We start from the raw sequence: 14,121 nt of genomic DNA, 5'->3' as shown, positions 1-14,121 counted from the left end.
CAGCAGCCCCACCAAGAACACCGCGATTGCTCAGTTAGAACATCATTACTGGTTTTGGGGCCGCTTCGCAGCCCAACGCGGGGCAAGCCCGCTCGCCACAGTTGAATGCGGTTGAATGCATCCGCAGCAGAGAGAGTCATGACCCCTTCTTCCGACCTGTTCACCCCCGCCTTCGGCCTCGGCAACCCCCACCTGCAAACACTGTGGGGGCCGCTGTGGCGCCCTACCACCCACATCGAACGCCAACGCGAACGCCTGTGGCTGGAAGACGGCGACTTCCTCGACCTCGATTGGCATGGCCCCCATGACGCGCAAGCACCGTTGGTGCTGGTGCTGCATGGGTTGACCGGTTCCTCCAATTCGCCCTACGTGGCCGGTCTGCAAAAAGCCCTGGCTGCGCAAGGCTGGGCCAGCGCGGCGCTGAATTGGCGTGGCTGCTCGGGCGAACCAAACCTGTTGGCGCGCAGCTATCACTCCGGCGCCAGCGAAGACCTGGCCGCGGCGATTGCCCATCTGCGCGCCAAGCGACCGCTGGCGCCGCTGTATGCGGTGGGTTATTCACTGGGCGGCAATGTGCTGCTCAAGCATTTGGGCGAAACCGGCGAAGCATCAGGGCTGCAAGGCGCGGCGGCGGTATCGGTGCCGTTTCGCCTGGACCAGTGCGCGGATCGCATCGGCCTGGGATTCTCGCGGGTTTATCAGAAGCATTTCATGCGGGAAATGCTGGCCTATATCCGCGTCAAGCAACGGCGCTTTCTAGAGGATGGTCGTGCGGAGGGGTTGAAGACGCTTGAGGCCCTGGGCTCATTGGACAAGATGCGCACGTTCTGGGACTTCGACGGCCGGGTCACCGCGCCGCTGCACGGTTTCCTGAACGCCGAGGACTATTACCGCCGCGCCTCCAGTCGCTATTACCTGAGCGATATCCGCACGCCGACCCTGATCATCCAGGCCGCCGATGACCCGTTTGTGTTTGCCCACAGCCTGCCCGAGGCCAGTGAGCTGTCGGACTGCACCGAATTCGAATTGCTGGCCAAGGGCGGGCATGTCGGTTTTGTCGATGGAACACTGAAGCGCCCCGGTTATTACCTGGAGCGCCGTATTCCGACCTGGTTGCTCAGTCGCCGGTAGCGATGGCCCGTGCCGGATCGGTGATCCACTCGCTCCACGACCCTGCATACAACTTGCCCAACGGGTAACCGGCCAGGCTCAGGGCAAACAGATTGTGGCACGCCGTCACCCCTGAGCCGCAGTACGCCACCAGTTCATCCGGCGAGCGACCTTGCAGTTGGGCGGCGAAGCGTTGCTTGAGTTGGTCTGCCGGCAGGAAGCGGCCGTCAGCCCCCAGGTTTTCGTTGAACGCCGCGCACTGCGCCCCAGGGATGTGCCCGGCCACCGGGTCGATCGGCTCGACTTCACCGCGAAAGCGCGGCTGTGCACGGGCGTCGAGCAAGATCAGGCCGGGTTGGCCCAGGCGTTTTTGCAGGTGTTCGGCATCCAGCACCAGGCGATTATCTGGCGTACCAACGAAGGCGCCCGGCTCAACCACCGGCGCGTCCAGGCTCAGCGGGAAACCCGCCGCATGCCAGGCCTTGAGGCCACCATCCAGAATAAACACGCCATCGCGCTTGCCCAGCCACGCCAACAACCACCAGGCCCGTGCGGCATAGGCACCGGGGCCGTCGTCATACAGCACGATATCGGTGTCGGCGTTGATCCCCCAGGCACGCAATTGCTCGGCGAAGGTATCTGCGGCCGGCAACGGATGGCGACCGGTCACGCCCTTGATCACTGGCCCACTGAGGTGGCGTTCCAGGTCAGCGTACTGCGCGCCCTCGATATGCCCTTCGGCATAGCTGCAGAGCCCGTAGTCAGGGTCTTCCAGGGCAAAACGGCAATCGAGGATCACCAACCCGCCGGCCTTCTGGCGCTCGGCCAATTGCTGGGGGCTGATCAGTTGGGCAAGCGGCATGACGGACTCCTATGAACAGATTCGGGAAAGGTCCTACTTCACTTCTTCCAATGCCTGATTCAACGGCACGTAAAATTCTTTGAACAACGCATCCACGGCCTCCTTCGCCTGGGGCGTGACAAACCCCGCCTCCAGCACCAGCACCTGATACACCCCGCGCTTGATCGCCTCGGCGCTCAGGTGGGCGGAGTTTTCATTGGTGGTGCACAGAAAGCGCACCCAGGAGGTGAGGATGATCCAGGCATTGAGGGTCAGGGCTTCGGTTTGCACAGGGTCCATATTGAGGATGCCAGCGTCGACAAACCCTTGGTAAATGGCGCCGCCCTGGGTCAGGCAGCGCTGGGAAAAGCGCCGGTAGCCGGTGGCCAGTTCCGGGTCGCTTTCCAGCAGGTGTTCGAGGTCGCGGTGCAGGAAACGGTAGCGCCACATACCGGCCAGCACGGCCTGCAGGTAGAAGCGCTTGTCTTCGACGGTGACGGCGCGGCCTTGGGGTGGGCGCAGGAAACTGTCCACCAGGGCTTCGTATTCACGAAACAGCACGGCGATGATCGCCTGCTTGTTGGGGAAGTGGTAGTACAGGTTGCCCGGCGAAATTTCCATGTGGGCGGCAATGTGGTTGGTGCTCACACTGCGCTCGCCCTGCTGGTTAAAAAGCTCCAGGCTGGTTTGCACAATGCGCTCGCTGGTCTTTACTCGTGGTGCCATAGGGGATCAGCTTCTGTACACGTGATAAGGCATCTTACGGCCTATCCTTGCACGGATAAAACCGGATGTTGCTGCAATGTTATTTGACAATTTAGAGTAATGACTCTAAAAATCCAGGCAGACCTATAACAATCGGGAACGCCGCCATGTCTGCCAACGTTGCCTACCTGCAAGATTCCCAGGCACTGGACTCACTCCAGCGCCTGTTCGACACCCAGCGTCGTGCCTACGCCGCCAACCCGATGCCATCGGCCGCGCAGCGCCAGCAATGGCTCAAGGCCCTGCGCGACCTGCTCAGCGACGAGCGCCAGGCACTGATCAACGCGATCAGCCAGGACTTCAGCCACCGCAGTGCCGACGAAACCCTGTTTGCCGAACTGATGCCCAGCCTGCATGGCATTCACTATGCCAGCAAACACCTCAAGGGTTGGATGAAACCATCCCGGCGAGCTGTAGGCATTGCCTTCCAACCGGCCTCGGCCAAAGTCATCTATCAACCGTTGGGCGTAGTTGGCGTGATCGTGCCCTGGAATTACCCGCTGTACCTGGCCATTGGTCCGCTGGTCGGCGCGTTGGCGGCGGGCAACCGGGTGATGCTCAAGCTCAGTGAGTCCACCCCCGCCACTGGCGATTTGCTCAAGGTGCTGCTGGCGAAAATCTTCCCCGAAGACCTGGTGTGCGTAGTGCTGGGCGAAGCCGAGGTGGGCATGGCGTTTTCCAAGCTGCCCTTCGACCATCTGCTGTTCACCGGCGCCACCAGCATCGGCAAGCATGTGATGCGTGCGGCGGCCGAACACCTCACACCGGTCACCCTCGAGTTGGGCGGCAAGTCGCCGGCCATCGTGTCTGCGGATGTACCACTCAAGGACGCCGCCGAACGCATCGCCTTCGGCAAGGCGTTGAACGCCGGCCAAACCTGTGTCGCGCCCGACTATGTATTGGTGCCGGAAGACCGCGTCGACGGCTTCGTCGAGGCCTACACCCAGGCCGTTCGCGGATTTTATCCGACCCTGGCCGACAATCCGGACTACACCGCCATCATCAACGAACGACAACTGGCCCGGCTGAATGCCTACGTCAAGGACGCCACCGACAAGGGCGCCACCCTGATCCCGCTGTATGACCAGGGCCAGGCGCGGCGCATGGCCCACAGCCTGTTGCTGAATGTCAGCGATGACATGACCGTGATGCAGGACGAGATCTTCGGCCCGGTGCTGCCGATCGTGCCGTATCGCGGTATCGACCAGGCCTTTGCCTACATCAACCAACGCCCTCGCCCACTGGCCCTGTACTACTTCGGTTACAACAAGCGCGAGCAGGACCGCGTGCTCCACGAAACCCATTCCGGCGGCGTGTGCCTGAACGACACGCTGCTGCATGTGGCTCAGGACGACATGCCCTTTGGCGGCATCGGCCCGTCGGGTATGGGCCACTATCACGGGCATGAAGGCTTCCTGACGTTCAGCAAAGCCAAGGGGGTGCTGGTGAAACAGCGCCTTAACGCGGCGAAGCTGATCTACCCGCCCTACGGCAAAGCCATCCAGACGTTGATCCAGAAGCTGTTCGTTCGCTGAAACCGCCACCCACGGGATAACAATAACAATGAACCCTAGCCTGACTGATTCACCCGTGCTGTCGCGGCGCGGCGTCTTGAAGATTGGCCTGTGCGCCAGCGCCTTCCTGGCTACCGCCGGGTTGGGCGCCAGCCTCAGCGGTTGCTCCAGCAGCACGCCGGCCAGCGGTTTTGCCATGCTGCGCAGCAGTGACTTGCCGTTCCTGCGCGCGGTCATCCCGGTGCTGCTCGAAGGCGTGGCCAGCGCCCAGGAAGTTGCCAGCGGGATTGAAGACACCCTCAAGAAGCTCGACTTCAGCCTGCAACACCTGTCGCCGGAGATGTTCAAGCTTACCCAGCAACTGTTCGACGTATTGGGCATGGGCGTCACCCGTGGACCGTTGACCGGAATCTGGGGCAGTTGGGAAAACGCCAGCGGCGAGCAGATCCGCAACTTCCTGCACCGTTGGGAAAACAGCTACCTGAACCTGCTGCGCATGGGCCAGGGCTCGCTGCTCAAGCTGGTGATCATGGCCTGGTATTTCCAGCCGGCGTCCTGGGCCCATTGCGGTTACCCCGGTCCGCCGAAGATTTGATTCGCCGCCCTCCCATAAAAACAAGAGACGACCCTGATGCCCGTACCCGACCTGTTCCGCGACGGCATGGCCCGTGGCTGGAAAACCCACAATGGCGCCACCCTCGATAACGACCTGACCCTGGAAGCCGATGTGGTGATCATCGGCAGCGGTGCCGGCGGCGGCACCACTGCCGAAGTCCTCAGTGCCGCCGGCTACAAGGTGCTGCTGATCGAAGAAGGCCCGCTCAAGACCAGCAGCGACTTCAAGCTATTGGAGGACGAGGCCTACACCAGCCTGTACCAGGAGGGCATCGGTCGCATGAGCAAGGACGGCGCTATCACCATCCTGCAGGGCCGAGCCGTGGGCGGCACTACGCTGATCAACTGGACGTCCAGCTTCCGCACCCCGGACGCCACCCTCGCCCACTGGGCCAGCGAGTACGCCGTAAAGGGCCACAGCAGCGCCGAAATGGCGCCCTGGTTCGAAAAGATGGAACAACGCCTGGGCATCGCGCCCTGGGCCCTGCCACCCAACCCCAACAACGATGTGATCCGCAAAGGCTGCGAAAAGCTCGGTTACAGCTGGCATGTGATCCCGCGCAATGTGCGCGGCTGCTTCAACCTGGGCTATTGCGGGATGGGCTGCCCGGTCAACGCCAAGCAATCGATGCTGGTGACCACCATCCCGTCCACGCTGGAAAAAGGCGGCGAGCTGTTGTACCTGGCCCGCGCCGAGCGCCTCAAATACAGCGGCGACACCATCAGTAGCCTGGAATGTATGGCGATGGACGAGCGTTGCGTGGCGCCTACCGGACGCAAGATCACGGTGAAGGCCAAACATTACGTGCTCTCGGGCGGCGGCATCAACAGCCCCGCGCTGCTGATGCGCTCGGACGCGCCCGACCCGCACTCGCGGCTGGGCAAACGCACATTCCTGCACTTGGTGAACTTCTCCGCCGGGCTGTTCGACGAGGTGATCAACCCGTTCTACGGCGCGCCGCAGTCGATCTATTCCGACCATTTCCAGTGGCAGGACGGCACCACGGGGAAAATGTCGTACAAGCTGGAGGCGCCGCCCTTGCACCCGGCGCTGGCCAGCACCCTGCTCGGCGGTTACGGCACCCAGAACGCCCTGGACATGAGCCAATTGCCCAACACCCACGCGATGCTGGCACTGCTGCGCGACGGCTTCCACCCCGACAGCCCGGGCGGCAGCGTGGAGCTACGTGGCGATGGCACGCCGGTGCTCGACTACCAGGTGTCGGACTACGCCTGGAATGGCTTGCGTCGTGCCTTCCACAGCATGGCCGAGATCCAGTTCGCGGCGGGCGCCAAGTCGGTCAAGCCGTTGCATCACGATGCCCGCTACGTAAAAACCCTGGGCGAAGCGCGCACGCTGATTGAAGGCCTCAATCTGGAACTGCATCGCACCTGCCTGGGCAGCGCCCATGTGATGGGCGGTTGCGCCATGGGCGAAGACCCGAAAAATGCAGTGGCCGACAGCCTGGGGCGCCATCATCAGTTGCGCAACCTGTCGATCCACGATGGCTCTCTATTCCCCACCAGCATTGGGGCCAACCCACAATTATCGGTGTACGGTTTGACCGCCCAACTGGCGACAGCGTTGGCCGAACGTCTGAAAACAGCGTGAAAAAACACGGTATTCGCCGTGTCTATAGTGCTTTCTTCTGCATAAGTTGACTTTCCCGACCGGGACGGCTGCGATACCATCCGGTTCCCCAACGGACTCCGCCAGGACGACGCGATGAACCGAGTGTTGTACCCAGGTACCTTCGACCCGATTACCAAAGGCCATGGCGATCTGGTCGAACGTGCCTCACGCTTGTTCGACCATGTGATCATCGCGGTCGCGGCCAGCCCCAAGAAAAACCCGCTGTTTCCCCTGGAACAGCGTGTGGAGTTGGCGCGTGAGGTCACCAAACACCTGCCCAATGTGGAAGTCGTGGGCTTTTCCACACTGTTGGCGCATTTCGCCAAAGAGCAGAACGCCAATGTGTTCCTGCGCGGCCTGCGTGCAGTGTCGGACTTCGAGTACGAGTTCCAGTTGGCCAACATGAACCGCCAACTGGCGCCGGACGTGGAAAGCCTGTTCCTCACACCGTCGGAACGCTATTCGTTCATTTCCTCGACGTTGGTCCGTGAAATTGCCGCTTTGGGCGGAGATATCACCAAGTTCGTGCACCCGGCCGTGGCGGATGCACTGACCCTGCGCTTCAAGAAATAAGCCCCCAATCGGCGCCTGCTCGCACTGCGGGCGCCAATGCGGCACAATTGCGCGCATTAGTTTTCAGATGCCTTGGCGGACGGCCCTGGCAGGAGTTTCCATGTCCCTGATCATCACCGACGATTGCATCAACTGCGACGTCTGCGAACCCGAGTGCCCGAACGCCGCGATTTCCCAAGGCGAAGAGATCTACGTGATCGACCCCAACCTGTGCACCCAGTGCGTCGGCCACTACGACGAGCCTCAGTGCCAGCAAGTGTGCCCGGTGGATTGCATCCCGCTGGATGAAGCCCATCCAGAGACGCAAGAGCAACTGATGGAGAAGTACCGCAAGATTACCGGCAAGGCCTGACCCACCTTTAGCGCCTGTCATGACCTCATCGGGGGCAAGCCCCCTCCCACATTTGGATTGCGAACACTTTCACTGTGGGAGGGGGCTTGCCCCCGATGGCAATATCAGCAATCACCCATCAATCAGCTCTGGCACTTAGGGCAAAACACACTCGCCCGCTGTCCCAGCACCACATTGCGCAATTCGCTGCCGCAGGCCTTGCACGCCTCGCCGCCCCGGCCATAGACGAACAGTTCCTGCTGGAAATACCCCGGCTGCCCGTCGCCGCCGATAAAGTCGCGCAGCGTGGTGCCGCCACGCTCGATGGCCGCCGCCAGCACGCGCTTGATCTCGATCGCCAGCTTCAAATAACGCGCTCGCGAAATACCACCCGCCTCACGACGCGGATCGATCCCCGCCGCAAACAGCGCTTCCGTCGCGTAGATATTGCCCACACCCACCACCACCGCGTTGTCCATGATGAACGGCTTCACCGCCATCGACCGCCCACGGGACAGCTGGAACAGACGCTCGCCGTCAAACAGGTCGGTCAGCGGCTCCGGCCCCAGTCGGATCAGCAGTTCATGGTTGTGCGGGTCCTGGCTCCAGAGCATCGCGCCAAAACGCCGAGGATCGGTGTAGCGCAGGGCCAGGCCGGATTCGAGCTCGATATCCACATGTTCATGCTTGGCCGCCGGCATGCCGGCCTCTACCAGACGCAGGTTGCCCGACATGCCGAGGTGGCTGATCAAGGTGCCCACTTCGGCATTGATCAACAGGTACTTGGCCCGCCGCTCCACCAGCACGATGCGCTGCCCGGACAGGCGCACATCGAGGTCTTCCGGAATCGGCCAGCGCAGGCGCCGTTCGCGCACCACCACGCGGCTGACCCGCTGGCCTTCCAGGTGCGGCGCAATCCCGCGCCGGGTGGTTTCGACTTCTGGTAACTCGGGCATAGGTGCCTCTTTAAGGAAGGATCAGTGGGCGCCCAGTTCGCGGATCGACAATTTCATACTCTCGAAGTCGTAGTCCGACAGCCCCACGTAGTCCAGCACCAGGTGGCCGATGGTATTCCATTCATGGTCCACCGTCTGGCTGCCCAGTACACGGTAGGACGAGCAGATATGCTCGGCCATTTTCAGGATCGCCAGCAGGTTCTTGAGCTGCGGAGTGCGCGACGACTCATCGCTGAAGATCGCCAAGGCGTTGTGGTGGTTGGCGATGGCGTCGGTCACATGCTGCGGCAGGCGCCAGGATTTGGCGGTGTAGTAGCCGACCACGGCATGGTTGGTGTTGAACGCGTTGTTCTCGGTGTCGACCACGCGGCAATCGGGGCCGGCATTGGCATACGCCTGCTCCAGCACCGCCATGTAGTTGGGGAAGCGCTTGAGCATCAGCGGCACGCCACAGTCATGGAACAGACCCAGGGCATAGGCCTCGTCCACCGCCTGGGCGCCGGTGCGCTTGGCCAGGGTGAGGCAGGTCATGGCCACATCCTGGGCGGTGTCCCAGAAGCGGTTGAGGGTGACGATGGTGTCGTCGCTCATCTCGCCCTTGATCGACAACGCGTTGATCAGGTTGATGATCGAACGACTGCCCAACAGGTTCACTGCGCGCTGGATCGACGCGATCTTGTTGCTCAGGCCGTAATACGACGAGTTGACGATCTTCAGCAGTGCGCCCGACAGGCCCGGGTCCTGGGAGATCAGCCGCGCGATCACTTCCAGGTCCGGATCGGGCATGTATTGCTCCATCTGCAAATCCACCATGATTTGCGGCTGGGGCGGCACGCTGATGCCCTGCAGGGCCTGTTGGATCTGTTCGGCGGAAAGCTCTTGGGACATAAGTACATACTCTGGGCTAGGCGGCGATTCTAACCTCTAAGCAAACCTGACCGACACCCAAATGCCCGATTGAAACCGGACTAAATGTGGGAGGGGGCTTGCTGCCGATGGCATCACCGCCGTACGTCAGATACACCGCGCCGCCTGCATCGCGGGCAAGCCCACGCCCACATGAACCGCTTCGCAACAGGTATACTCCCGCTCTTTTTTCCGGAGCGACGTCATGTCCCTGCCAAGCCTGCGTCTCAAAGCCAACGCCGATCGTCGTTTGCGCAACGGCCACCTGTGGGTCTACAGCAACGAAATCGACGTGGCCGCCACCCCACTCCACGGTTTCCAGGCGGGTGACCAGGCCATCCTCGAAGCGGCCGGCGGCAAGACCCTGGGCATCGTGGCCATGAGCCCGAACAACCTGATCTGCGCCCGCCTGCTGTCGCGCGACATCAAGTTGCAGCTGGACAAGTCGCTGCTGGTGCACCGCCTGAACGTCGCCCTGTCCCTGCGTGACCGCCTGTTCGACAAGCCGTTCTACCGCCTGGTCTACGGCGACTCCGACCTGTTGCCGGGCCTGGTGGTCGACCGTTTCGGCGACATCCTGGTGGTGCAGATCGCCTCGGCGACCATGGAAGCCCATAAAGAAGACGTGATCGCTGCCTTGACCCAAGTGCTCAAGCCAAGCGGCATCCTGTTCAAGAACGACTCCGCCGCGCGCGATGCCGAAGGCCTCAACCGCTACGTCGAAACCGTGTTCGGCCTGGTGCCGGAGTGGGTAGCGCTGGAAGAAAACGGCGTGAAGTTCGAAGCCCCGGTAATCCAGGGCCAGAAAACCGGCTGGTTCTACGACCACCGCATGAACCGCGCCCGCCTGGCCCCGTATGCCAAGGGCAAGCGCGTGCTGGACCTGTACAGCTACATCGGTGGCTGGGGCGTGCAGGCTGCGGCCTTCGGCGCCAGTGAAGTGTTCTGCGTCGACGCCTCCGCCTTCGCCCTCGACGGCGTGGAGCGCAACGCCGCGCTGAACGGCTTTGCCGAGAAGATGACCTGCATCGAAGGCGACGTGTTTGAAGCCTTGAAAGAACTGAAAGCCAGCGAAGAACGCTTCGATGTGATCGTCGCCGACCCACCGGCCTTCATCAAACGAAAAAAAGACATGAAGAACGGCGAAGGCGCCTACCGCCGCCTCAACGAGCAAGCCATGCGCCTGCTCAGCAAGGACGGCATCCTGGTCAGCGCGTCGTGCTCCATGCACTTGCCGGAAGATGACCTGCAAAACATCCTGCTGACCAGCGCCCGTCACCTGGACCGTAATATCCAGATGCTCGAACGTGGTGGCCAGGGTCCGGATCATCCGGTGCATCCGGCGATTGCCGAGACGCGGTATATCAAGAGCATTACGTGCCGGTTGTTGCCGAATAGCTGATGCCGCTGGCCTGTAGGGGCCTCCGGGTTCCTACAGGCTTTCAGGAAGTTTCGCTCAAAACCAGGCTTTGACTTTCCTCTACTCAGACTTGATCCTCGACTCCCTCACGGAATCGAGGCTCGCCCATGTCGACGGCAATCACACAGGCTGAAAAACCTTTCATTGTTTTCTGGCTGATGACCATGACCCTGCTGGGCGTCTTCCCGCTTGACGTCGTGCTGCCTTCCTTTCCCGCCCTGGCGGAACACTTCTCCACCTCCACCACCCAGGTCGCCCGCTCGGTCAGCCTGTTCGCCATTGGCTTTTCCTGCGCCATGCTGTTGATCGGCCCGCTGTCCGACAGGATCGGCCGCAAGAAGCTGCTACTGGCCAGCATGCTCGTCGCAATCATGGGTGCGGCCGGGTGTTTAACCGCCAGCACGACCGCCCAATTCCTGTTCTTTCGCGTCATCCAGGCCATGGGTTGCGGCGGTTTCATACTGTCCCAAGCGTTGGTGCAGGACCTTTTCTTCGGCAGAGAACAAGAGCGGTTGCGGATCGCCATGGCTACGGCCGGGGGAATTTTCATTTCGGTTTCCCCGCTGCTGGGCGCGTGGCTGCAACTGCACGGGGGGTGGCAAGGCAGCTTCTATGTGTTTATAGCGCTCTGTGCAGCCACCCTGATCATGGCTCACCGGCTACTCCATGGCGGCTTGCCTCAAGCGGCACCAAGCCGCCAAAGCATGTTCAAGGCCTACACCAAGGTCTTCGCCAGCCGGCACTTCGCCAGCTATGCCACGATCTCCGCGATTACCTTCGCCTGTCATTTCTCGTTCATCGTTGTGTCACCGCTGATTTTCATGGACCAGTTGCAGCTGACGCCCCACGAATACTCGTTGACCCTGCTCCTCTACGGCGCCGCTTATGTACTGGGCGGTGTCAGTGCGGGCTTGTTGCACAAGCGACTACCGGCCGCGACCCAGATGGCCACCGGGCTGGTGCTGATCGCGATCTCGGGCATCGTCATGCTGGTCCTCGCCTATCAGTTCGGCTTATCAACCCCGACCGTGCTGGTGCCCATGCTGCTCTGCACAGCAGGCACGACCATCACCCGCCCCATTTCCAATTCCAAGGCCATGAGCTTGTTTCCGGACAATGCAGGGACGGCGGCCTCAGCGGTGGCGGCAGTGCTATTCATTGCCGGTGGTCTTATCAGTGCATTCATCAGCACCTTTACCCACCATCTGAGTACCGCGCTGGGTCTGTGCTTTCTGATGCTGAGCGCCGTCGCCCTGGCCCTGAACGCATGGGCGCGGCGTCACCCGCACGTCCCGTAGCCGCTATCTTCACGGTTTCGGTCATTCCCTCCCGCCGCCAGCGGTGTAGAATCGGCCTATTCATCGCCAGTCATCCCCCGGCGGGTTTATGAGCTCGAGGCCCAAGCAAGCGGCGATCCCGCGACGCGAGTGGCAACTTCCGGACACACGGCCATTTTTCGGGTGTTCCAGACGTCAATAGAAGCTCACTCCCTTTTGATACCGATTAGCCGCCCGGAGTGCTCCATGCCAGATTACCGCTCGAAAACATCCACCCACGGCCGCAACATGGCCGGCGCGCGCGCACTATGGCGTGCCACGGGGATGAAAGATGACGACTTCAAGAAGCCGATCATCGCGATTGCCAACTCGTTCACCCAGTTCGTACCCGGCCACGTCCATCTCAAGGACCTGGGCCAACTGGTCGCCCGCGAGATCGAACGCGCCGGTGGCGTCGCCAAGGAATTCAACACCATCGCCGTGGATGACGGCATCGCCATGGGCCATGACGGCATGCTGTATTCCCTGCCGAGCCGCGAGATCATCGCCGACTCCGTGGAATACATGGTCAACGCTCACTGCGCCGACGCCATCGTCTGCATCTCGAACTGCGACAAGATCACCCCTGGCATGCTGATGGCCGCCCTGCGCCTGAACATCCCGGTGATCTTCGTCTCCGGCGGCCCGATGGAAGCCGGCAAGACCAAACTCGCCTCCCACGGCCTCGACCTGGTCGACGCCATGGTCATCGCCGCCGATTCCAGCGCTTCTGACGAGAAGGTCGCGGAATACGAGCGCAGTGCTTGCCCAACCTGCGGCTCGTGCTCCGGCATGTTCACCGCCAACTCGATGAACTGCCTGGTGGAAGCCCTGGGCCTGGCCTTGCCGGGCAACGGCTCGACGCTGGCCACCCACAGCGACCGCGAGCAGCTGTTCCTGCAGGCCGGCCGCACCATCGTCGAGCTGTGCAAGCGTTACTACGGCGAGAACGATGAGTCGGTATTGCCGCGTAACATCGCCAACTTCAAGGCGTTCGAGAACGCCATGACCCTGGACATCGCCATGGGCGGTTCCACCAATACCATCCTGCACTTGCTGGCCGCGGCCCAGGAAGCCGAGATCGATTTCGACCTGCGCGACATCGACCGCCTGTCCCGTCACGTGCCGCAACTGTGCAAGGTCGCGCCGAACATCCAGAAGTACCATATGGAAGACGTGCACCGCGCCGGCGGAATCTTCTCGATCTTAGGCTCCCTGGCTCGTGGCGGCCTGCTGCACACCGATCTGCCGACCGTGCACAGTCCATCCATCGCCGAAGGCATCGCCAAGTGGGACATCACCCAGACTGACGACGAAGCCGTGCACACCTTCTTCAAGGCTGGCCCGGCCGGTATCCCGACGCAAACCGCGTTCAGCCAGTCGACCCGTTGGGACACCCTCGACGACGACCGTGAAAACGGCTGCATCCGCAGTGTCGAGCACGCCTACTCGAAAGAAGGCGGTTTGGCCGTGTTGTACGGCAACATCGCCCTGGATGGCTGCGTGGTGAAAACCGCCGGTGTGGATGAGTCGATCCATGTGTTCGAAGGCAACGCGAAGATCTTCGAAAGCCAGGACAGCGCCGTGCGCGGCATCCTCGCCGACGAAGTGAAGGAAGGCGACATCGTGATCATCCGCTACGAAGGCCCGAAAGGCGGCCCGGGCATGCAGGAGATGCTGTACCCGACGTCCTACCTGAAATCCAAGGGCCTGGGCAAAGCCTGCGCCTTGCTGACCGACGGCCGCTTCTCCGGCGGTACTTCGGGCCTGTCCATCGGCCACGCTTCGCCGGAAGCCGCTGCCGGTGGCGCAATTGGCCTGGTGCAGGACGGCGACAAGGTGCTGATCGACATTCCGAACCGCTCGATCAACCTGCTGATCAGCGACGAAGAACTGGCGGCACGCCGGGTCGAGCAGGACAAGAAAGGCTGGAAACCGGTGGAGAAGCGTCCGCGCAAAGTCACCACCGCATTGAAAGCCTATGCCCTGCTGGCCACCAGTGCCGACAAGGGCGCGGTGCGTAACAAGGCGATGCTCGACGGCCTGTAAGCCTCGCCCATGAAAATGCCCCGCCAAGTGCGGGGCATTTTTTTGCCTGGCGTTCTGACGCTGTAGTTTTTCATACGCCGGCCGATAACAGG

13 protein-coding genes are annotated in these 14,121 nt (G+C 61.8%); 9 read left to right on the top strand and 4 right to left on the bottom strand.

The window, feature by feature from the left end; all coding sequences use genetic code 11:
• Nucleotides 1–138: 138 nt before the first annotated feature.
• Nucleotides 139–1,131 (top strand): hydrolase, encoded by a 993-nt coding sequence (locus BMX59_RS06295; protein ID WP_093120610.1) that lies wholly within the window; start codon nucleotides 139–141, stop codon nucleotides 1,129–1,131.
• On the opposite strand, the gene BMX59_RS06290 is transcribed toward BMX59_RS06295, so the two are convergent.
• Both BMX59_RS06290 and BMX59_RS06285 read right to left on the bottom strand, forming a co-directional pair.
• Entirely contained in the window at nucleotides 1,118–1,972 is an 855-nt protein-coding gene (locus BMX59_RS06290; protein WP_093120607.1) for a sulfurtransferase, read from the bottom strand. The two genes, BMX59_RS06295 and BMX59_RS06290, sit on opposite strands and share 14 nt — an antisense overlap.
• Nucleotides 1,973–2,005: 33 nt before the next feature.
• Nucleotides 2,006–2,677 (bottom strand): TetR/AcrR family transcriptional regulator, encoded by a 672-nt coding sequence (locus BMX59_RS06285; RefSeq protein WP_016976019.1) that lies wholly within the window; start codon nucleotides 2,675–2,677, stop codon nucleotides 2,006–2,008.
• Between the two features lie 146 nt (nucleotides 2,678–2,823).
• Between BMX59_RS06285 and BMX59_RS06280 the strand changes: the two genes are divergently transcribed.
• From BMX59_RS06280 to BMX59_RS06260, 5 genes are all read left to right on the top strand, one after another.
• Nucleotides 2,824–4,251 carry a coniferyl aldehyde dehydrogenase gene (locus BMX59_RS06280; protein WP_092241944.1) on the top strand — a complete coding sequence of 476 codons (1,428 nt, stop codon included), beginning with the start codon at nucleotides 2,824–2,826 and terminating at the stop codon, nucleotides 4,249–4,251.
• A 28-nt stretch (nucleotides 4,252–4,279) separates the two neighbouring features.
• Nucleotides 4,280–4,825 carry a twin-arginine translocation pathway signal protein gene (locus tag BMX59_RS06275; protein ID WP_092241941.1) on the top strand — a complete coding sequence of 182 codons (546 nt, stop codon included), beginning with the start codon at nucleotides 4,280–4,282 and terminating at the stop codon, nucleotides 4,823–4,825.
• 36 nt (nucleotides 4,826–4,861) lie between these two features.
• Nucleotides 4,862–6,457 (top strand): GMC family oxidoreductase, encoded by a 1,596-nt coding sequence (locus BMX59_RS06270; protein WP_092241939.1) that lies wholly within the window; start codon nucleotides 4,862–4,864, stop codon nucleotides 6,455–6,457.
• Between the two features lie 114 nt (nucleotides 6,458–6,571).
• Nucleotides 6,572–7,051: a pantetheine-phosphate adenylyltransferase gene (gene coaD / locus BMX59_RS06265; RefSeq protein ID WP_003176711.1), complete on the top strand. Its 480-nt coding sequence runs from the start codon at nucleotides 6,572–6,574 to the stop codon at nucleotides 7,049–7,051.
• A 100-nt stretch (nucleotides 7,052–7,151) separates the two neighbouring features.
• Nucleotides 7,152–7,403 carry a YfhL family 4Fe-4S dicluster ferredoxin gene (locus BMX59_RS06260; RefSeq protein WP_003176712.1) on the top strand — a complete coding sequence of 84 codons (252 nt, stop codon included), beginning with the start codon at nucleotides 7,152–7,154 and terminating at the stop codon, nucleotides 7,401–7,403.
• Between the two features lie 122 nt (nucleotides 7,404–7,525).
• On the opposite strand, the gene mutM is transcribed toward BMX59_RS06260, so the two are convergent.
• Together mutM and BMX59_RS06250 are read right to left on the bottom strand one after the other, a co-directional pair.
• Nucleotides 7,526–8,338, bottom strand: coding sequence for a bifunctional DNA-formamidopyrimidine glycosylase/DNA-(apurinic or apyrimidinic site) lyase (gene mutM, locus BMX59_RS06255; RefSeq protein ID WP_093120601.1), 813 nt, complete (start codon nucleotides 8,336–8,338; stop codon nucleotides 7,526–7,528).
• Nucleotides 8,339–8,359: 21 nt separating this feature from the next.
• A complete protein-coding gene (locus BMX59_RS06250; protein ID WP_170856052.1) occupies nucleotides 8,360–9,172 on the bottom strand; it encodes an HDOD domain-containing protein in 813 nt (270 codons plus the stop codon).
• A 277-nt stretch (nucleotides 9,173–9,449) separates the two neighbouring features.
• Here BMX59_RS06250 and BMX59_RS06245 point away from each other — a divergent pair, with 277 nt between their 5' ends.
• The 3 genes from BMX59_RS06245 (at nucleotide 9,450) to ilvD (ending at nucleotide 14,029) form a co-directional block, all read left to right on the top strand.
• Nucleotides 9,450–10,646, top strand: a complete 1,197-nt coding sequence (locus BMX59_RS06245; RefSeq protein ID WP_092241933.1) for a class I SAM-dependent rRNA methyltransferase — start codon at nucleotides 9,450–9,452, stop codon at nucleotides 10,644–10,646.
• Between the two features lie 125 nt (nucleotides 10,647–10,771).
• The gene (locus BMX59_RS06240) at nucleotides 10,772–11,962 is read left to right on the top strand and encodes an MFS transporter (RefSeq protein WP_093120595.1); all 1,191 of its coding nucleotides are present in this window, start codon (nucleotides 10,772–10,774) and stop codon (nucleotides 11,960–11,962) included.
• A 225-nt stretch (nucleotides 11,963–12,187) separates the two neighbouring features.
• Nucleotides 12,188–14,029, top strand: coding sequence for a dihydroxy-acid dehydratase (ilvD, locus tag BMX59_RS06235; protein ID WP_092241922.1), 1,842 nt, complete (start codon nucleotides 12,188–12,190; stop codon nucleotides 14,027–14,029).
• Nucleotides 14,030–14,121: the final 92 nt, after the last annotated feature.

The organism is Pseudomonas sp. NFR09 (genome assembly GCF_900111535.1).
GTDB classification, from domain to species: Bacteria; Pseudomonadota; Gammaproteobacteria; order Pseudomonadales; family Pseudomonadaceae; genus Aquipseudomonas; species Aquipseudomonas extremorientalis.
This window is presented reverse-complemented; position numbering and strand designations above follow the sequence as displayed.

Coding starts and splice junctions, on each gene's coding strand:
- BMX59_RS06295 (WP_093120610.1), top strand. CDS start 139: ATGACCCCTTCTTCCGACCTGTTCACCCCCGCCTTCGGCCTCGGCAAC.
- BMX59_RS06290 (WP_093120607.1), bottom strand. CDS start 1,972: ATGCCGCTTGCCCAACTGATCAGCCCCCAGCAATTGGCCGAGCGCCAG.
- BMX59_RS06285 (WP_016976019.1), bottom strand. CDS start 2,677: ATGGCACCACGAGTAAAGACCAGCGAGCGCATTGTGCAAACCAGCCTG.
- BMX59_RS06280 (WP_092241944.1), top strand. CDS start 2,824: ATGTCTGCCAACGTTGCCTACCTGCAAGATTCCCAGGCACTGGACTCA.
- BMX59_RS06275 (WP_092241941.1), top strand. CDS start 4,280: ATGAACCCTAGCCTGACTGATTCACCCGTGCTGTCGCGGCGCGGCGTC.
- BMX59_RS06270 (WP_092241939.1), top strand. CDS start 4,862: ATGCCCGTACCCGACCTGTTCCGCGACGGCATGGCCCGTGGCTGGAAA.
- coaD (WP_003176711.1), top strand. CDS start 6,572: ATGAACCGAGTGTTGTACCCAGGTACCTTCGACCCGATTACCAAAGGC.
- BMX59_RS06260 (WP_003176712.1), top strand. CDS start 7,152: ATGTCCCTGATCATCACCGACGATTGCATCAACTGCGACGTCTGCGAA.
- mutM (WP_093120601.1), bottom strand. CDS start 8,338: ATGCCCGAGTTACCAGAAGTCGAAACCACCCGGCGCGGGATTGCGCCG.
- BMX59_RS06245 (WP_092241933.1), top strand. CDS start 9,450: ATGTCCCTGCCAAGCCTGCGTCTCAAAGCCAACGCCGATCGTCGTTTG.
- BMX59_RS06240 (WP_093120595.1), top strand. CDS start 10,772: ATGTCGACGGCAATCACACAGGCTGAAAAACCTTTCATTGTTTTCTGG.
- ilvD (WP_092241922.1), top strand. CDS start 12,188: ATGCCAGATTACCGCTCGAAAACATCCACCCACGGCCGCAACATGGCC.